Raw genomic sequence first — 17,749 nt, 5'->3', positions numbered from 1 at the left:
AAATTAAGGGGGGAACGATTGCAGGAGACGACGCTGCAGGATAATCGCAGCGTCTTTAAAAGCGACTCACGCACTCCATGGCGACCGTTTTGAACTCGGTGAAATTCCGGCAGCCGCAGAGTCGCGTCATGGCCCGCTCGCGCAGGAAAGTGACGAAAATATCATAAATCGCCATTGCTTCTTCATACTCGCTTTTACTGATAGCGAGCAGGAAGATCACGTGCGCCGTTTCATCGCCCCAGGCAATACCCTGCGGGGCAAGAATGGTGTAGACCACCGTTTTCTTTGCCAACAGACCGAGGGAGTGCGGCAGGGCGATGCCGTCACCCAGCATAGTGCTGACGATGGCCTCACGCTCGACCACCGAATCAAGAAACTCCGCATCAACAAAGCCTTCATCCTGCAACTGACGGCATAGTGTATTGAACAACGTTTGTTGATCCATTGGGCCATCGATAACGCGGAAATGGGCGGCATCGAAAAATTTGTTCAGCATCCACGGACGGGTTCTGTCGACCAGCACCAGTTTGCCAATCTGCTCCAGTTGATAATCGGTAGGGAACGGCGCAATCATCACCACAGGCTTATCTTTTTCTCCGAGCCGCGCGGTTGAAATCACGAAGTCTTCGCTGATGCTTTCCCGCTGTTCGTAGTCGCGTAGCGTCACGGTATCGACGATTTCTATCTGCGGATACTTACGTGCCAACACCGCTTCAATCATCCGTGCCATCGCATTTCCGGCATCGCATACCAGCAGAACTTTCGGTTGCCTTTGATAACCAATGTTGTAACTACGCTCCAGCCCAACGCCGATATGCAGGACAAGGAAACCAATCTCATTTTCACTGATGGTGTACGGCGTATATTTTCCCCATCCCGAGACGGCGGCCAGCGTCATATCCCATGCCATCGGATAGTGCTGTTTAATATTTTCCAGTAGCGGATTGGGGATCATTATCTGGTAACGCACCCGGGTGATCATCGTTTTAATATGCGTCAGCAGGTCGGCATGTAACTGCTTGTCATTCAACAGGTTGTAGTTGTACTGGCTGTTGATAAACCGCAGGATGTAATTGACCAACGCTTCATCATCATCCGCATTAATAGCACTGGGAGCGATCTCCTGAACCTGGCGAGCGGCAATATGCACCTGCAGCCAGTTCTCTTCAGAAATGGAGAGCGGTTTATCCGCCAACCGATGCAATACCGCCGCGATTTCCCGTGTGGCCAGGCATACAGATTGCTCGGCTTCTTCTGCGGCAAATTCCGGTAGCGGATACCCTTCGCTAATCCGCCGTACCGCCACCGCGCAGTACAAGCGCAAAAACAACTCGCCCTCATCGGTCAGGCGGATATGAAAACGGGCGAAAATGTCCTGCAAAACGGGTTGCAGCCGCTCAGGAAGCCCGGCATTCAATGCTTCTTCCGTCACCAATGGGTGCTGCGGATCCTGCTGTGCCAGCATCCACAACAGATCGGTCAAACAGGCGCGGATCGCCATCTCGCTGCCGAACAGCTTCATGCCGTGTCGCGGGCGCGTTTCCAGCGTCAGATGATAACGTTGCAGATGCTCGCGCACCTCTGCCATATCGTTTTGCAGCGTCGCGCGACTGATAAACCATTCATCAGCCAAATCTTCCAGCTTCAGTGAAAAGGCCGAAGTCAGAAAGCGAACCACCAGCCAGTGAACCCGTTCCTGGCTGGTGCGTGGGATACGCAGCAACGAGTCGGGCTGCTGCGTCTGCAAGGTATGAAAACTTGCCGGATCGTCAATTTTGAGCTGATAACCGTTACCCCGGCTGAGGACAAACTGCGCGCCATACTGGGAGAGCAGCGCGTTTAGCGCGGTGATGTCCGCCCGTACGGTGCGTGTGGAAACCGACAACCGCTGCGCCAGCTCGTCCTGTGGAAGCGCTTCGTTTTGCAACATGCCAAATAGCTGCGCTAAACGTTGGTTGGGGAATCGCACGTCAGTTTCCTCATCTGTCAATTAGCCTACGCAGGCCCGGGTCATCGCCATCAGTTGGCGTACGTCGTCCGGACGGGTGTTACCACTCACCTTATCAATAATCGAACTATAGATGTGAGGAATGATTTTGCTCACGCCGGCATCGAGGGCGATCTGCAGGATTTCACTGAAATTATCCAGATCGATCCCGCCCGTTGGCTCCAGCCAGAAATCATGACGCGCGCAGGCCCGGGCGACCGCGATGTACTCGTCACGGCATTGCAGGCCGCCCATTGGGAAGTATTTAATTGAGCTACCGCCCATATCTTTGAGCAGCGCAATGGCGGTTTCTACCGGCACAATGCCGTCCGGCGCTTTGCTGCTTAGCGGACCGGTGGATATCTTTACCAGTCCCGGCGTACCGGTTGGTGAAACCAGACCGTTGACCACCGTGTCCTGCTGGCCCAGCAGCGCGCGACTGGTCGCCACGCCGGTAAAGACCTGATTAACATGCTGTGGCTGCACCTGACGGGAAATCTCACTGACCATCGCCGACTGGTTAGGATCGCCCGCCCCCAGCCCCACGGAGAGCGCATTGTCGATAAGCGCCGCGTATTCACGCATATCCGTTACCGCGCTTGCGACATCCGGGTAATTTTTTGACAGTACGCCAACCAGCACGTGCCCTTCCGCCGCCGCGTAAATCTCCCGGGCGTTTTCTTTGGAGCCTGCCAGTACGTTCAGGCAGACGCGGTCGCGATAAAAATTAGGGATCAGTTTCATGCTTTTTTCTCCTGCGAAATCACTTCACCAATTCGACGGGCCACAATCTCCAGTTGCGCGCGATCAACGCTGCGTACATCGGCTTCGATAATGCCTTCATTGGCTTTGTAACCGCGGAAGTAAATCGCGTACTCCCCTTGTTTCAGCGCGTCGACCAGTTCCCCTGTGGCGATCCCGGTTACCGCTTCGTCAAACTTAATTTCCGTGCGTGCGATGTCGCGCCCTGCGCTGTCCCACACCACGCGGGCGCTCACGCCGTGAAGCTGATTCAAGTTATTAATAAACGGCGTCATTTTCTCGACCATTTCCGCACCGCTCTCCTTCTGCGCGTTGAGGTACAGTTCAATAGCGCAGGTCAGGCCAAGTATTCCCTCTTTACCCACCTTCATTGCCCGGCCAATACCCGCCGTTTGACGTTTTACCCACTCAACGTATTGAGTTTTACCGATCACCAGACCGCTGGTTGGCCCCTCAATCGCCTTCGCGCCGCTGTAGATAACGAGATCTGCGCCCACGCGGTAGTAGCACTGCAAATCTTCTTCCGCCGCCGCGTCCACAATCAGCGGTAGATTATGCGTGCGCGCCACCACCGCAGCCTGCTCCACGCTGAGCATACTTTTCTGTACGCAGTGGTGAGATTTGATATACAGAATGGCTGCGGTGCGCGGTGTGATGGCCGCCGCCAGTTGCGCCGCGGAACACTCATTGGCATAACCGGCTTCTACGACCTTGCCGCCGCCAAGCGCTACCATGGTGCCCACCGGCGCGCCAAAGTTGACGTTGTGGCCTCTGGGCAACACGATTTCGTTGTTGTCGATGGGCGTGACGTGCAGGTTCTCCAGCAACCAGTCGCTGTCTTTAACCAGCACAGCCGCGACCGACTGGGCGATCCCGGCCGAAGCGCAGGAGACAACGGTTGCCCCTTCCACTTCCAGCAATTTCGCGATGTAGTCACCGGTTTTATTCACCAGGTCTTTCATCTCAAAGTATTGGTTCATCCCCGCCATCGCGGCCTCAACCACTTCGGGTCGCGGCGTAGAGACACCGAGCGCCGTCATGCGGCCTGATGTGTTAATCACCTGTTTTAATTTGTATTTCTCAAAAATCGAAGGCATGTTCCGCGCTCCCTTGTTCGGTCATATAGCCCTTGCCCGCACGTATTGCGGCAAGCGGCACCAGCAGTTGTTCAGCCTGCAGGCTGTCGTTTTCTGCATCTACCAGCACGGTTGGCTGGCGTTTCAGCGTAAAGAGGGTTAAATCGGCATCCAGACCGACCTGCAGTCGCCCCTTCTGTTTCAGGCGCAGACTATCGGCAGCATGGGCGGTAACGCATTCAATGACCTGCGGAAGCGACATGCCAATGGCGAGGAATTTCGACATCACATTCGCCAGGGAATGCACCGGGCCGCTGATACGGTTGCGACAGTAAATATCGGAGCTGATGGTGTGCGGCAAAATACCCAGGCCGATAGCGCGTTTTGCCACCGCAAAGCTCAGGCTGGCGGTGCCATGCCCAACATCCAGACGCACGCCGCGTGAAATCGCCCGCGTCACTGACGCCCGCAACTCACCTTGCGGCGTCAGAATGCGGTTCGGCTTACCGTTGTAGCAGTGGGTAATAATGTCGCCCGCGGTGAGGCGTTCGGCGATCTCATCCAGATCTGGCGGGTTGTTGCCGATGTGTACCATCAGCGGCAGGTCGCCGTTTTGCGCCTGCATCGCTTTGGCGCGATCCAGCGGCGTGATGCCGTTAACCCCTACCACGCTGCTGCTCATGCGCGCCTTCAGGCCGACGATAAAGTCCGGGTGACGTTTCACCGCCTGCCGCACCGCATCGGCGTCAATATTGGCCATGTCAGCCAGCTCGTTTTGGGCAATAAGCCCAACGCGTGAAACATTTAGCAGCGCATATACTTCGGTGGCCGCGCCACGGGTCAGCGTGTAAAAATCGTCAATATCATCAGCGCCAGTACTCCCGGCATCCACTACGGTGGTTACGCCAGTGGCAATACCCACGCTGTCCGGTTCGTCGTGGTAAATCGGCGATTTCGGGTAGCAGTGAACGTGAGAATCAATCCAACCCGCGCTAACGTAACATTCGCCGCGCAGGTCAATGGTTTTCAACGCCGAACCATCAACGTCACCCAACGCCGCGATTTTGCCATCCTGAAGGGCAATATTAGTCAGCGTGTCATCGACCAGACGCGCATGGCGCAGGAGTAAATCAAACATCGTTCTCTCCTTTGCCGGATGGCGGCGTAACCGCCTTATCCGGCCTACAAATCAACAGTTAGCTAATCGCAATCGGGAAGATGGAACCGAGGATCATCGCGCCGAGAATCGCCCCGCCGGTGATCGGTTTTTGCCAGATATAAAACAGCAGCGCACCCAGCAGCGAACCCACGCCAATCGGAATAGAAGCCGTCATCGCACTGAGGATAATCAAGGGACCGAGGAAGCGGCCAGAAGCGTTACCGGCCCCCATCATCACGTCCGCTCCGTAGGTTGAGTCGCTCTGATTGATGGTGAACTTACGCGCCAGAATGATGATGTAGCCAATCGCCAGACCAATCACCAGACCGGTGACCAGCGAGGCAGCGAAGTTGGCGACCGGGAAGATAATGCCCGCGCCCAGCAGCAGCGCCGGAACGCCTAACCCGACCCCGGTCTGGATCGCCCCGCCGATATCCAGAATCCCCACCAGCGAACCTTCAATGATGCGGGCAAACAGGAAGCTGGCGCCAAATGCCGCTACCGCCCCGTAGGAGCCGGTGTCCATTCCCGCTTTCAACATCGCCACGAACGCCACTTCGTTGAATGCGCCGATACCGTACAGGTAGTACATGTGCGTTCCGGCAAACACGCCGGATGAGAGCAGGCCAACGAAGATCGGAAACGACCAGTCGGCGAACCAAAAACCTTTATTCTGTTCCATGATGGCCTCCGTTATTTACCGCTGAGCGAGTTATGGATAAGTTCCAACCAGTCAGGCACGGTCAGATGGAAGGATTCGATCATCTTCATGTCGAAGCCGCGGAAGAAGCCGCTCAGGACGAACAGCGCGACGATAGCCACCATCATCACTTTCGTCACGTGGTTCCAGCCACTCTCTTCAACACCTTTGCCGATCAAAATGCCCAGAACCAGACCCGGGACGGCGTTACCCATAATTAACTGCGCCGCGCCGCCAAAAACGGTAGCCCAGAAGCCGGATTTCTTGCCGGCATCAATCGCCGCCAGCCAGAAGATCACTGGCATCACGGTGTTGACCAGCAGGTTTGCCGCGGGCACCAGCACCTTAACGGCAGTAACCTGTAGCGCTTCCGGTACGGATGACGCGGTGAGGTTCAGGAAGGTCACGACAATCATGCCGATAACACCGCAGGCGATCGCCATGCGCTTAGGATCGTGCAGCGTTTCACCAACGTTGCGATTTTTGATCATCAGCGCGGCGCCCCCCCAGTTGGGGATGATGCGATGGTCGACGTCCTGCGTGAACGCCCCTGCGGCAACGGAAGAAGCCCAGGCGTTAAAGAAAAAGCCCAGACCGAATGAGAAGTGAGAAGCCGGATCCCCTTCACAGGAATTCAGTTCTCCCAGAGTACGAAACGCGCCCATCCCTTGAGTGGTCGGCGCATGAAACATGCGTGCAGCCCCAGCGCCGACACCGACGCCAACCAGGCCGCCGATGATGAGCGATTTTATTAATATTATCAGGAACATAATTATGCCTTTTAATAAAAGATCAGCGTTGCGTAACGAAATCCACCTTGTCGAGATTGATGGCAGTCACGTTGACGGTCACGTCCAGCTCCACGCTGAAGGTGCGTCTTTCCCGGCGCAGGAAGAGGAACAAAAACGCCTCTTTGCGCACCGTTTCACGCGCTTGAACAACCTGTACATCCTGTGGCTCAATACGCAGTAAGATATGCGGGGACGCTTTCATCACCGCAGCCTGAACGTGGTTCAGAGCATCGGCAAAGGCGCGCGCTTTGGCCTCCCCCTTGCCCGTGACTCTCACCGTGGTGGTGAATTGCTCTTTCATGCTTAAGCGCCGTATTTCTTTTGCCACGCCTGTACCAGGCGCTCACCGAGTTCTTCTTTGTCCATAAAACCGAACCCCAACACGTTGCAGCCTTCGTTGATGGCGGTTACCCCTTCATCGACCGAGCGCATGCCATATTTCGCCTTGTAGCCATATTTGGTTTGCGCGGTAATCGCGCCCGCCCCGCCGCTACCGCAAAACGAGATCCCAAAGGTGGCGTTTTCCGCTTTCATCACATCGCCCAGCTTCATATCTGCCGCGACACCCGGCACCACGACCGCGCGGCCACCCGCTTTCTCAACGCCTGCCGCCACTTTCTGGCCTTTACCCAGGCGATCGCCAATCACTACGGTAATTTGATCCATCTTTTGCTCCTTAAAGGTTGTCTTTCGCGACTTCGAAGTGCACCGACAGCAGCCAGGCCTCTTCCTCAGGAAGATTGCCAAACTCAGCGACCACGTCGCGGGCAAGCGCCATTGATTCGGCAGATATTTCATCAAACAAGCTGGCATCGACTTCTGGTAAGGGTTCACCCGTTACCGAGCGGTGCGCCATGGCGCGAACATGCGACGTCAGCATCTGTTCCTGTACGGCGTTGGGAATAATGTGGCGTTCACGCAGCAAGGCATACACTTGCGCCAGCATGCGGTCGGCCAGTTCAACCGATTCCCCCATGTCATTCATTACAGCTCCGTTATTCACTCGTCTTACCCCACTAATGGCTCTGAGGGTAAATTAGCGGCGGGGGTTAAAAGTTTGTAGCGAGTTGTTTTCCACTTCGAAGTGGAAAGAGGCGCAGCGATAGTGATCTATGCCGCAGAAAAGGCGATATTTGCGCTTTAGAGGCGGGAAACTGTGACGGGCATCGCAAGAGATGAGCAGAAAACAGCCTGTTCGGCGAATGATTTCTCTAGCTCTAAAGTTGAAAAAATGTGACGGGGATAGCCTTTGGCGTCTTATCCGGCCTACAATTATGCAGGCCGGATAGAGCAAATTAACGGAACTTCTTGTGGTTTTCGTTGCGTGTTTTTTTCAGGTCTTCCGCAACGGCTTTCGCCTCTTTGACTTTACCTTCGTTCGCCAGCTTCAACGCGCCGTCGATCTGACCGATCAGCGTGTCAAAGCCGTGGCGGAAATCCTTCATCTCCGGGCTGTCCGGGGATTTGTTTTCCAGCTTCGGCGGCGTTCCCTTTTGCGCGTCCAGCGCGGCTGCACGCATTTTGGTTAACGCGTCTTTCAGCTCAGTCGCATTATCCGTTTTTTCGACGATTTTCAGGTTGTCGTTGAGGATCCCCATATCGTCTTCAAGATCGGCTGCAAACGCAGAAGAACCAAGAATCAGCGTTGAAGCTGCGACGATCGCTAACAGGTGTTTACGCATTGCTCACTTCCTTTTTTATTATTCAAAAATAAACAAACGCCAGATGCCCTCAATAATTCACGCCACAGCTTGAAGTATGACGGGTTTTATTGCCCGGCGATCTTCATCTCCGGCAACAGGACTGAACCACACTGAATATTACTGCGCGTTTCAATATCGTTGCCGACGGTGACGATATTACGCCACATCTCTTTTAAGTTACCGGCGATGGTAATTTCACTCACCGGATACTGAATTTCGCCGTTTTCGACCCAGAAGCCCGCCGCGCCGCGCGAGTAATCGCCGGTAATGCCGCTTACGCCCTGCCCCATCAGCTCAGTCACCACCAGGCCCGTGCCCATCTCTTTGAGCATCTGCTCGAAGCTTAGACCTTGTCCGGGAATACGCCAGTTGTGAATACCGCCCGCATGACCGGTGCTCTTCAGCCCCAGCTTACGGGCAGAGTAGTTGGTCAGCAGCCACTGGGTCAAAATGCCGTCTTTAATAATGTCACGGCGCTCTGTGCGTACGCCTTCGCTGTCAAATGGCGAGGAGGCCAGCCCTTTCAGCAGATGGGGATGCTCTTCAATGGTCAACCATTCCGGCAGAATTTGTTTGCCCAGCGAGTCCAGCAGGAAGGTGGATTTGCGATATACAGAGCCACCAGCAATCGCGCCGACCAGGTGTCCGAACAGTCCGGTCGCCACTTCATTGGCGAAAATAACCGGCGCTTTCATGGTGGAAAGCTTACGCGGAGACAGGCGCGATAAGGTACGGCGCGCACAGTCTGCCCCTACCCATTCCGGCGTTTGCAGATCGCCCATCGCCCGGCCAATGGTGTAAGCGTAATCACGCTCCATATCGCCATTTTCTTCCGCGATCACGCAGCTGGAAAGGGAATGACGCGTGGAGCAGTAGCCCTGCAGCATGCCGTGGCTGTTACCAAACACTTTGATGCCATAGTGGCTGTTAAAGCTGCCGCCTTCGGTATTGGTGATACGCTTATCAGCCTGCAGCGCTGCCTGTTCAGCACGAGCAGCCAGTTCGATGGCTTCGTCAGGGGAAACGTCCGCGGGGTGGAACAGGTCCAAATCGGGCGCATCAAAGGCCAGCAGTTCTTTATCTGCCACGCCCGCGCACGGATCCGGCGAGGTGTAACGAGCGATGTCCAGCGCGGCCTGCACGGTACGGGCAATCGCCTGCGGGCTTAAATCGGTGGAGGATGCGCTGCCCTTACGGTTCTGGTGATAAACCGTAATCCCCAGCGCACCATCGCTATTGAATTCTACGTTCTCCACTTCACCATAACGGGTGCTGACGCTAATACCCGTGGTCTTGCTAACAGCGACTTCCGCGCCATCCGACTTACCTGACGCTAATTCCAGAGCTGTCGAGACCGCTTCTTCCAGAATCTTACGCTGCGCTTCAACTTGTGAGATTACTTTCATCGCAAATGCCATAATGTAGAGAGAGTTTCTCTGAAGTCTAACAGAGAACCGTTTTTCAGTGCGCATCTTAACTGGTAACATTAGCCTCTTTTTTTAAGGAGCCTGACATGACTAAGCAGCCCGAAGACTGGCTCGACGACGTTCCCGGTGATGACATCGAAGACGAAGACGATGAAATTATCTGGGTCAGTAAAAGTGAAATAAAACGTGACGCCGAGGAGTTAAAACGCCTGGGTGTGGAACTGGTAGAACTGGGGAAAAACGCGCTGGATAAAATCCCGCTCGACGCGGATTTACGTGCCGCCATTGAGCTGGCCCAGCGCATTAAGATGGAAGGTCGCCGCCGCCAGCTGCAACTGATTGGCAAAATGTTGCGCCAGCGCGATGTTGATCCTATCCGTCAGGCGCTGGACAAGCTGAAAAACCGTCACAACCAGCAGGTTGTTGTCTTCCATAAGCTGGAGCAACTGCGTGACCGTATGGTTGACGGCAGCGATGAAGCCATCGAAGAAGTGATGAACCTGTGGCCTGACGCCGACCGTCAGCAACTGCGTTCTCTGGTGCGTAACGCCAGGAAAGAAAAAGCGGGCAACAAGCCGCCGAAATCAGCGCGTCAGATTTTCCAGTACCTGCGTGAACTGGCGGAAAACGAGGCGTAACCTCTTCGTCTGCCGAAAGTGCCGGATGGCGGTGCAAATACCTTATCCGGCCTACAACGCATCGTAGGCCCGGTAAGCGTAGCGCCACCGGGCATTTTTTACTCTTCTTCTGCCTGAGCTTTCTTCGCCAGGCCATCCAGCAGTTTCTGATGAATGCCGCCAAACCCGCCGTTGCTCATCACCAGGATGTGATCGCCAGGCTGTGCGGTTTTCACCACCATATCTGCCAGCGCATCCACATCGCCGCTCCAGTGCGCAGGCTGAACGCAGGCTTCAGCGACTTCCGCCACTTGCCACGGAATATGCGGTGGTTGCAGCAGGAACACTTCATCCGCGCGTCCTAACGACGGCGCCAGATCGTCTTTGCTCAGGCCCATTTTCATGGTGTTCGAGCGAGGTTCCAGTACCGCGATAATGCGCGCGGTGCCGCCCACTTTACCGCGCAGTGCGGCAAGCGTTGCCAGAATCGCCGTCGGGTGGTGAGCAAAATCGTCATACACCGTCACGCCGTTCGCTTCGCCGCGCAGTTCAAGACGACGACGGGCGTTGATGAACGAGCCCAGCGCATTCGCCGCGTCGGCAGGCGCTACGCCAACATGACGGGCAGCCGCAATCGCCATCAGACCGTTGTGCATATTATGTTCGCCGACCAGGCCCCACTTCACCTCGCCCACTTTTTCACCGTCCAGCCACACTTCCCAAACGGATGCATCGGTGGTCAGCTTTTTCGCCTGCCAGTGACCCTGTTCACCCACCAGCTCTTGTTCGCTCCAGCAGCCCATCGCCATCGTCTGTTTCAGATTAATGTCGTTTTCCGGGTAGATGATGCGTCCCTGGCCCGGCACGATACGTACCAGGTGATGGAACTGTTTCTGAATAGCTTTCAGATCGTCAAAGATGTCTGCGTGATCGAACTCAAGGTTATTGAGGATCAGCGTACGCGGGCAGTAATGCACGAATTTAGAACGCTTATCGAAGAAGGCGCAATCGTACTCATCCGCCTCAATCACGAAGAAGTCGCTTTCGCCCAGACGCGCAGAAACCTCAAAGTTGCCCGGAACGCCGCCGATCACAAAGCCAGGCTTATAGCCGCAGGCTTCAAGGATCCAGGTCGCCATTCCGGCAGTGGTGGTTTTACCGTGCGTACCCGCAACCGCCAGTACCCAGCGATCGCGCAGCACAAAGTCATGCAGCCATTGCGGGCCGGACATGTATGGAATGTTTTTCTCAAGCACCGCTTCCACGCAGGGATTACCACGGGTCATGGCGTTGCCGATGATCACCAGGTCCGGCTGCGGGTCGAGCTGGCTGGCATCGTAACCCTGAATTAAATCAATGCCTTGCTTCTCAAGTAAGGTACTCATCGGCGGATACACATTGGCGTCCGAACCGGTTACTTCATGACCAAGCGAGCGCGCCAGCATCGCCAGACCGCCCATGAAAGTGCCACAAATTCCCAAAATATGAATGCGCATACGTCACTATCCTTTTTTAATCTGGGGGCCATTTTACGCACATGTCCGGCAAGTGAGAAACGCATTTCAGGATATTCCGTAGTTTGCTGGCGCGATTCACCTAAGCGCAACAATGGAAATATTTGTTAATATTGTTGCGGTCGCTTTACTCCACATAAATTGCAGGGAAAGTGTTATGAAAACGTTAGGTGAATTTATTGTCGAAAAGCAGCACGAGTTTTCTCATGCTACCGGTGAACTCACTGCTTTGTTGTCGGCAATAAAGCTGGGCGCCAAGATCATCCACCGCGATATCAACAAGGCCGGTCTGGTCGATATCCTGGGTGCCAGCGGTGCTGAGAACGTGCAGGGAGAGGTTCAGCAGAAACTCGATCTGTTCGCGAACGAAAAACTGAAAGCTGCACTGAAGGCGCGCGACATTGTGGCGGGCATTGCCTCGGAAGAAGAGGATGAAATCGTCGTCTTCGAAGGCTGCGAACACGCAAAATATGTTGTGCTAATGGATCCGCTGGATGGCTCATCCAACATCGATGTTAACGTCTCTGTCGGTACGATTTTCTCTATTTACCGCCGCGTAACCCCAGTCGGCACACCGGTTACGGAAGAGGATTTCCTGCAGCCGGGCAACAAGCAGGTTGCTGCGGGCTATGTGGTTTATGGTTCTTCCACCATGCTGGTATATACCACCGGCTGTGGCGTACATGCCTTTACCTACGATCCTTCTCTGGGCGTGTTCTGCCTCAGCCAGGAACGTATGCGCTTCCCGGTAAAAGGCAGCACGTACTCCATTAACGAAGGCAACTACATCAAATTCCCGAATGGCGTGAAGAAGTACATTAAATTCTGTCAGGAAGAAGATAAGTCAACCCAGCGCCCGTACACCTCGCGCTACATTGGCTCTCTGGTTGCGGATTTCCATCGCAATCTGCTGAAGGGCGGGATCTACCTGTACCCGAGCACCGCCAGCCACCCGCAAGGGAAACTGCGTCTGCTGTACGAATGCAACCCGATGGCCTTCCTGGCCGAGCAGGCGGGCGGCAAAGCCAGCGATGGTAAAGAACGTATTCTGGATATCATTCCGGAAAGCCTGCACCAGCGCCGTTCCTTCTTCGTGGGCAATGACCATATGGTTGAAGATGTAGAACGCTTTATCCGCGAGTTCCCGGACGCGTAAACGCCCTATCCCGGCCTACTGTACGTTGTAGGCCGGATAAGCGAAGTCGCAATCGGCATGATGCAGTGACCGACTTCGCATTATCAGGCCTACGTTCGGTTACGTTGTCTGTAGCTTAAACGCCGCCATCGCCTCCAGCAGCGCATGTGACTGCTCTTCCAACGAGCGGGTAGCCGCTGAAGACTGCTGTACCAGTGCCGCATTTTGCTGCGCCGTTTCATCCATCTGAATCACCGCGATATTCACCTGCTCTATGCCGCGACTCTGCTCCTGGGACGCGCTGGCGATTTCACGCATCAGCTTAGTCATGCGCATCACCTCAGTGGCAATCTCATCCATGGTTTCGCCCGCCTGCTGCGCCAGCTCGCTACCTTCACCGACGTGAGTGTGCGAATCGCTGATTAACGCGCGGATCTCTTTTGCCGCTTCGGCGCTGCGGCTGGCCAGATTACGTACTTCACCTGCGACAACCGCAAAACCCCGTCCTTGCTCACCGGCCCGCGCCGCTTCAACAGAGGCATTGAGCGCCAGAATATTGGTCTGGAATGCGATGCCGTCTATCACACTAAGGATGTCGGCAATACGACTGGAACTGCCGGCAATATCGCGCATTTTCTCGATCACATAGCACACCATCTCGCTGCCGCGATCGGCGGTATCCGATACCGATTTTGCCAACTGGTGCGCCTGTTCGGCGTTGTCCGCATTCTGTTTCACGGTCGCCGTTAACTCTTCCATGCTGGCAGCGGTCTGTTCCAGCGACGTGGCTGTCGATTCAGTACGCTGCGCCAGATGCTGGTTTCCGGCCGTCAGTTCACGGCTACCGATATCAATTTGCGAGCTGGCGTCACGCACGCGTTGCACCGAGTCGCCCAGCGCATGGCGCATTTCATCCATTGCCGCATTGAGACGGTTGAATTCAGCGCTGGCCGACGGCGCGCTAACTGGCGACAAATCGCCTGTCGCCAGACGTTCCAGCTGTTCAACAATGTTATCCAGCGGTTTGAGAAACTTATTTCGCAGCATAAACCAAATAACCGCCAGCAAGGCGATGGCCGCCAGCATTGCTGCACTCATAATACCGTGATAAATCAATGAAGTAATAATGCGGGTAGAGGCGTATAGCCCCATCCCGCCGGTCAGCAACAGCAGAAACGCCAGCAGAGACAATAACACCAACAAACTTGATCGAATTGAAAGGGATTTTGGCATTGTTATATTTCCGGTTGTAGGGTTAAAACAGACCTGTACAGAACCTATCGACTACAACCGGAAAAAGTTTAGGTATTTAAATGTCTCTTGAAAAATCAGGACGTTACTTTGGTATCGCCGCCGTGCTTACGCGGCTGACCGGCGAGCTTTGACGATTTTCCCAAAGCACCGTGAGACCGCGTTGTAAGGCAATAAAAATAAACAATAAAATGCCAATCGCGATCTTGGTCCACCAGGAACTTAATGTGCCGTCAAAATTAATGTAGGTCTGGATCAGGCCCTGAATAGCCACGCCAAACAAGGTGCCTAAAACCGTACCCACTCCGCCGCTCAACAGCGTACCACCAATCACGACTGAGGCAATCGCATCCAGCTCGACACCGACGCCCGCCAGCGCATAACCGGCCTGGGTGTAAATTGAAAAAACAATGCCGGCAAGCGTGGCCAGGCCGGTAGACAACATATAAATACGGATGGTGGTGCTGCGGGTGGAGATCCCCATCAGGTTAGCAGAGGTGGCGTTGCCGCCAATCGCATATACCTGATTGCCAAACCGTGTACGGTGCGCGAGGAAGATGCCAATCACCACCACCGCCAGCATCAGCAAACCCATCGCACTCAGACGACCGCCTCCGGGAATTTTCCATGCCAGACTGGAGAGCGTGTCATAAACCGGATGGTTAATCGGGATCGACTCTTCAGAAACCAGATAGCTAACGCCGCGCAAAAAGAACATTCCCGCCAGGGTAATGATAAACGCCGGGATCTTCAGCGCATCAATCAGTAATCCCATAAACGCGCCAAACGCACAGCCCATCAGCAGAATCAGGGGGAAGGCCAGTAACGGAGAAATCCCCCAGTAGCCAATCGCCTTTGCCAGAAATACGCCGGTAAAGGCAATCACCGAGCCAACGGAAAGGTCGATCCCGCCAGAGAGAATCACGAAGGTCATGCCGACGGCGATAATCCCTAAAAAAGCGTTATCGGTCAGGATATTGCAAATCACCCGGGTGGAAGCAAAAGCCGGAAATTGCGTCAAGCAGTAGAGGTAGCCCAGCACAAACACGCCGAGGGTGATCATCAGCGGTAAATTACGTTTTATCATGACCACGCACTCCTTTTATCAGGCTGATAAAGCGTTGTGACTGCACAACCAGCACACACAACACCACGACGGCTTTGACCACCTGATTCAGTTCCGGCTGGAAGCCCGACAGTAAAATCCCGGTGTTCATCCCCTGAATAATTAACGCGCCTATCACCGACAGCAGCAGGTTAAAGCGCCCGCCCATCAGCGAACCGCCGCCAATGACCACCGCCAGAATAGCGTCCAGCTCCAGCCATAATCCGGCGTTATTCGCATCCGCGCCGCGAATATCCGCGGTAACAATGATCCCGGCGATAGCGGCACACAGGCCGCTCAAGACATAGGTAAGCATCACAATAATGCGGGTGTTGACCCCGGCGTTTTTCGCCGCGCGAATGTTGATACCCACCGCTTCAATAAACATGCCCAGCGCCGTTTTCCGCGTCAGCAGCCAGAACACCACCAGCGTCAGTAGCGCAATAATCACCGGCGTGGGGAACAGTAACAGTGAGCCGCTGCCAAGCCAGGAAAGCTCAGGCGAGTTGAAGGTGACGATCTGCCCGGAGGTGATCAACTGCGCGACGCCGCGCCCGGCAACCATCAGGATCAGCGTGGCGACGAACGGTTGGATCTTGAGGATGGCCACCAGAACTCCGTTCCACAATCCCGCCAGAATGCCGGAGCCTAAGGCGGCAAGCAGCACTACCGGCAGGCTGTGCCCGGCCACCGTCATCGCCGCGGTCGTCGCCCCGGCAATGGCCATTACAGCGCCAACGGAAAGATCAATGCCGCCAGTGGCAATCACCAGCGTCATACCAATCGCCAACAGCGCCACGGGTGCGGCGCGGTTGAGAATATCAATCGGGCTACCGAACAGCCGACCATCCTGCAAAATCACCTGATAGAAGTGCGGCGCGACCAGACTGTCCACCAGCAGCACCAGCAGTAGCGCCACCAGCTGTGGCATTCCCTTGGGCCAATGAAACCGTCGTTCAGGCGGATTGGATTGAGGGAGAGATTGAGGCATCACCATAGTCTCCTTAGGCCGCAATGGCGTTCATGATCGCCGGGACGGACAATTCAGCCAGTGGGATCTCGGCCACCTGTTTGCGATCGCGCATAATAATGACCCGATCGGCATAACCCACCAGTTCTTCCAGTTCCGATGAGATAACCAGCAGGGCCAAACCATCGGCGCACAGCGTTTCGATCAGACGGATGATCTCGGCATGCGCGCCGACGTCGATCCCGCGCGTGGGTTCATCGAGGATCAGAAACTGCGGTTTGGTCAGTAACCAGCGTGACAGCAAGACTTTTTGCTGATTGCCGCCAGAGAGAAATTCGATCGGCTGTTCGGCGTTAGGGGTACGAATACCAAGCTGGCGAATAAAGCGCTCGGCAATCTCGTTTTGTTCTTTGCGGGGAATGGGGCGCAACCAACCGCGCTGCGCCTGCAACGCCAGAATGATATTTTCCCGCACCGAGGCGGCGGCAATAATGCCATCCGTTTTCCGATCCTCCGGGCAAAAACCGATCCCCAGGCACGAAGCCTGATGCGGCGATCGCAAGGTCTGCGGTTTACCTTTGATCAGTGCGCTGCCGCTGTCGGCGGGTTTGATGCCGAAGATCACCTCCGCCGTTTCCGTTCGCCCGGATCCCAGCAGTCCGGCGAGACCGACGATCTCACCGGGACGCACTTGCAGATCGAACGGGGCGATAGTGCCTTTCTTACCAAAATCACTAAACGCCGCCACCGGTTTATCGCTCAGCAACGTGCGGCCCGCACGCTGTAACGCGTGGGTATCCAGTTCGCGGCCCAGCATCATTTTGACCAGTTCGATCTGCGGCAGCGCATGGGTTTCACGGCAGCCCACAAAGCCGCCGTTACGCAGGACGGTGATGCGATCGCTGACCTGATAAACCTGATCGAGGAAGTGGGTGACGAAGATCAGACTGACGCCGCGATCGCGCAGATGCCGCATCAGGCCGAACAGCATTTCAACTTCCTGGGTATCGAGGCTGGCGGTAGGTTCATCGAGGATCAGTACCTTCGCAGAGAGATCGATCGCCCGACAAATGGCGACGATCTGCTGCATTGCCACGGAAAAGCGGTTCAGCGGCTCGCGCACATCAAGGGAAAAACCGTACGACGCCATCAGTTCCGTCGCGCGCTTTTCCATCTGTTTGCGCTGCAACAGGCCAAAGCGCCGCGGTTCGCGGCCAATAAACAAGTTATCCGCTACCGACATATTGGGCAGCAGGTTCACTTCCTGGTACACAGTGCCGATTCCCAGCTGTTGGGCATGGGCGGTATTTTTGGGGGAGACAGGCTGGCCTTCGAGCCAGATCGTGCCGCGATCGGCATGGTATACACCGGTCAGTGCTTTGATCAGCGTCGATTTTCCCGCCCCGTTTTCGCCGAGCAATGCCATGATCTCGCCGCGTCTCAGGCTGAAATCCACGTTATCCAGCGCTTTGACGCCGGGAAAGAATTTACTTAAGCCCTCTGTACGGAGGATTTCCTGGTGTTGGTCGGTGGTCATGGCATTCCTCCGGTA

General features: G+C 55.3%; 18 protein-coding genes. 2 read left to right on the top strand and 16 right to left on the bottom strand.

Annotation, left to right across the window (positions count from 1 at the left end):
* Positions 1-55 precede the first annotated feature (55 nt).
* The 11 genes from OGV69_RS24830 to pmbA all read right to left on the bottom strand — a co-directional run bounded on the left by OGV69_RS24830 (position 56) and on the right by pmbA (position 9,596).
* On the bottom strand, positions 56-1,969 hold the full coding sequence (locus OGV69_RS24830; protein WP_038636668.1) for a BglG family transcription antiterminator: 1,914 nt from the start codon (positions 1,967-1,969) through the stop codon (positions 56-58).
* 21 nt (positions 1,970-1,990) lie between these two features.
* Positions 1,991-2,731 (bottom strand): 2-dehydro-3-deoxy-phosphogluconate aldolase, encoded by a 741-nt coding sequence (gene dagF / locus OGV69_RS24825; protein ID WP_069324756.1) that lies wholly within the window; start codon positions 2,729-2,731, stop codon positions 1,991-1,993.
* On the bottom strand, positions 2,728-3,846 hold the full coding sequence (locus tag OGV69_RS24820) for a DgaE family pyridoxal phosphate-dependent ammonia lyase (RefSeq protein WP_061382749.1): 1,119 nt from the start codon (positions 3,844-3,846) through the stop codon (positions 2,728-2,730). Before OGV69_RS24820 ends, dagF begins: the two co-directional genes overlap by 4 nt.
* On the bottom strand, positions 3,830-4,963 hold the full coding sequence (locus OGV69_RS24815) for an amidohydrolase/deacetylase family metallohydrolase (RefSeq protein ID WP_069324755.1): 1,134 nt from the start codon (positions 4,961-4,963) through the stop codon (positions 3,830-3,832). Before OGV69_RS24815 ends, OGV69_RS24820 begins: the two co-directional genes overlap by 17 nt.
* 58 nt (positions 4,964-5,021) lie before the next feature.
* Complete coding sequence (locus tag OGV69_RS24810) at positions 5,022-5,666, bottom strand: DUF4310 family protein (RefSeq protein WP_038636652.1); 645 nt, start codon at positions 5,664-5,666, stop codon at positions 5,022-5,024.
* An 11-nt stretch (positions 5,667-5,677) separates the two neighbouring features.
* On the bottom strand, positions 5,678-6,454 hold the full coding sequence (locus OGV69_RS24805; protein WP_069324753.1) for a DUF4311 domain-containing protein: 777 nt from the start codon (positions 6,452-6,454) through the stop codon (positions 5,678-5,680).
* A gap of 22 nt (positions 6,455-6,476) precedes the next feature.
* A complete protein-coding gene (locus tag OGV69_RS24800; protein WP_038636649.1) occupies positions 6,477-6,776 on the bottom strand; it encodes a DUF4312 family protein in 300 nt (99 codons plus the stop codon).
* A gap of 2 nt (positions 6,777-6,778) precedes the next feature.
* The gene (locus OGV69_RS24795; RefSeq protein ID WP_038636646.1) at positions 6,779-7,141 is read right to left on the bottom strand and encodes an SFCGS family glycine-rich protein; all 363 of its coding nucleotides are present in this window, start codon (positions 7,139-7,141) and stop codon (positions 6,779-6,781) included.
* 10 nt (positions 7,142-7,151) lie between these two features.
* Entirely contained in the window at positions 7,152-7,460 is a 309-nt protein-coding gene (locus tag OGV69_RS24790) for a PRD domain-containing protein (protein ID WP_016151467.1), read from the bottom strand.
* Positions 7,461-7,770: 310 nt separating this feature from the next.
* Entirely contained in the window at positions 7,771-8,157 is a 387-nt protein-coding gene (cybC, locus tag OGV69_RS24785; protein WP_038636643.1) for a cytochrome b562, read from the bottom strand.
* A gap of 86 nt (positions 8,158-8,243) precedes the next feature.
* Positions 8,244-9,596 carry a metalloprotease PmbA gene (pmbA, locus tag OGV69_RS24780; protein ID WP_038636641.1) on the bottom strand — a complete coding sequence of 451 codons (1,353 nt, stop codon included), beginning with the start codon at positions 9,594-9,596 and terminating at the stop codon, positions 8,244-8,246.
* Positions 9,597-9,691: 95 nt separating this feature from the next.
* Here pmbA and yjgA point away from each other — a divergent pair, with 95 nt between their 5' ends.
* On the top strand, positions 9,692-10,243 hold the full coding sequence (gene yjgA / locus OGV69_RS24775; RefSeq protein ID WP_038636638.1) for a ribosome biogenesis factor YjgA: 552 nt from the start codon (positions 9,692-9,694) through the stop codon (positions 10,241-10,243).
* 98 nt (positions 10,244-10,341) lie between these two features.
* Here yjgA and mpl read toward each other — a convergent pair whose 3' ends face one another.
* Positions 10,342-11,718 carry a UDP-N-acetylmuramate:L-alanyl-gamma-D-glutamyl-meso-diaminopimelate ligase gene (gene mpl, locus OGV69_RS24770; RefSeq protein ID WP_038636634.1) on the bottom strand — a complete coding sequence of 459 codons (1,377 nt, stop codon included), beginning with the start codon at positions 11,716-11,718 and terminating at the stop codon, positions 10,342-10,344.
* A gap of 175 nt (positions 11,719-11,893) precedes the next feature.
* Here mpl and fbp point away from each other — a divergent pair, with 175 nt between their 5' ends.
* On the top strand, positions 11,894-12,892 hold the full coding sequence (gene fbp / locus OGV69_RS24765) for a class 1 fructose-bisphosphatase (RefSeq protein WP_032940279.1): 999 nt from the start codon (positions 11,894-11,896) through the stop codon (positions 12,890-12,892).
* Positions 12,893-12,991: 99 nt separating this feature from the next.
* Here fbp and OGV69_RS24760 read toward each other — a convergent pair whose 3' ends face one another.
* The 4 genes from OGV69_RS24760 to ytfR all read right to left on the bottom strand — a co-directional run bounded on the left by OGV69_RS24760 (position 12,992) and on the right by ytfR (position 17,734).
* Complete coding sequence (locus OGV69_RS24760) at positions 12,992-14,104, bottom strand: methyl-accepting chemotaxis protein (protein WP_074458528.1); 1,113 nt, start codon at positions 14,102-14,104, stop codon at positions 12,992-12,994.
* A 103-nt stretch (positions 14,105-14,207) separates the two neighbouring features.
* A complete protein-coding gene (gene yjfF / locus OGV69_RS24755) occupies positions 14,208-15,209 on the bottom strand; it encodes a galactofuranose ABC transporter, permease protein YjfF (protein WP_069324752.1) in 1,002 nt (333 codons plus the stop codon).
* Positions 15,196-16,218, bottom strand: coding sequence for a galactofuranose ABC transporter, ATP-binding protein YtfT (gene ytfT / locus OGV69_RS24750; protein WP_038642975.1), 1,023 nt, complete (start codon positions 16,216-16,218; stop codon positions 15,196-15,198). Before ytfT ends, yjfF begins: the two co-directional genes overlap by 14 nt.
* 13 nt (positions 16,219-16,231) lie before the next feature.
* The gene (gene ytfR / locus OGV69_RS24745; protein WP_038636628.1) at positions 16,232-17,734 is read right to left on the bottom strand and encodes a galactofuranose ABC transporter, ATP-binding protein YtfR; all 1,503 of its coding nucleotides are present in this window, start codon (positions 17,732-17,734) and stop codon (positions 16,232-16,234) included.
* Positions 17,735-17,749: the final 15 nt, after the last annotated feature.

This window comes from Citrobacter sp. Cc139 (genome assembly GCF_030334645.1).
In the GTDB taxonomy this organism is placed as follows: Bacteria; Pseudomonadota; Gammaproteobacteria; order Enterobacterales; family Enterobacteriaceae; genus Citrobacter; species Citrobacter werkmanii.
The sequence above is the reverse complement of the archived record's forward strand: the minus strand, read 5'-3'. Positions and strand labels throughout refer to the sequence as shown.

Excerpts from the sequence above, each read along its gene's own strand:
- ytfT (WP_038642975.1), bottom strand. The coding sequence starts at position 16,218 with ATGCCTCAATCTCTCCCTCAATCCAATCCGCCTGAACGACGGTTTCAT.
- yjfF (WP_069324752.1), bottom strand. The coding sequence starts at position 15,209 with ATGATAAAACGTAATTTACCGCTGATGATCACCCTCGGCGTGTTTGTG.
- OGV69_RS24760 (WP_074458528.1), bottom strand. The coding sequence starts at position 14,104 with ATGCCAAAATCCCTTTCAATTCGATCAAGTTTGTTGGTGTTATTGTCT.
- mpl (WP_038636634.1), bottom strand. The coding sequence starts at position 11,718 with ATGCGCATTCATATTTTGGGAATTTGTGGCACTTTCATGGGCGGTCTG.
- fbp (WP_032940279.1), top strand. The coding sequence starts at position 11,894 with ATGAAAACGTTAGGTGAATTTATTGTCGAAAAGCAGCACGAGTTTTCT.
- OGV69_RS24820 (WP_061382749.1), bottom strand. The coding sequence starts at position 3,846 with ATGCCTTCGATTTTTGAGAAATACAAATTAAAACAGGTGATTAACACA.
- OGV69_RS24810 (WP_038636652.1), bottom strand. The coding sequence starts at position 5,666 with ATGGAACAGAATAAAGGTTTTTGGTTCGCCGACTGGTCGTTTCCGATC.
- dagF (WP_069324756.1), bottom strand. The coding sequence starts at position 2,731 with ATGAAACTGATCCCTAATTTTTATCGCGACCGCGTCTGCCTGAACGTA.
- OGV69_RS24805 (WP_069324753.1), bottom strand. The coding sequence starts at position 6,454 with ATGTTCCTGATAATATTAATAAAATCGCTCATCATCGGCGGCCTGGTT.
- OGV69_RS24795 (WP_038636646.1), bottom strand. The coding sequence starts at position 7,141 with ATGGATCAAATTACCGTAGTGATTGGCGATCGCCTGGGTAAAGGCCAG.
- OGV69_RS24800 (WP_038636649.1), bottom strand. The coding sequence starts at position 6,776 with ATGAAAGAGCAATTCACCACCACGGTGAGAGTCACGGGCAAGGGGGAG.
- OGV69_RS24790 (WP_016151467.1), bottom strand. The coding sequence starts at position 7,460 with ATGAATGACATGGGGGAATCGGTTGAACTGGCCGACCGCATGCTGGCG.
- cybC (WP_038636643.1), bottom strand. The coding sequence starts at position 8,157 with ATGCGTAAACACCTGTTAGCGATCGTCGCAGCTTCAACGCTGATTCTT.
- pmbA (WP_038636641.1), bottom strand. The coding sequence starts at position 9,596 with ATGGCATTTGCGATGAAAGTAATCTCACAAGTTGAAGCGCAGCGTAAG.
- OGV69_RS24815 (WP_069324755.1), bottom strand. The coding sequence starts at position 4,963 with ATGTTTGATTTACTCCTGCGCCATGCGCGTCTGGTCGATGACACGCTG.
- yjgA (WP_038636638.1), top strand. The coding sequence starts at position 9,692 with ATGACTAAGCAGCCCGAAGACTGGCTCGACGACGTTCCCGGTGATGAC.
- ytfR (WP_038636628.1), bottom strand. The coding sequence starts at position 17,734 with ATGACCACCGACCAACACCAGGAAATCCTCCGTACAGAGGGCTTAAGT.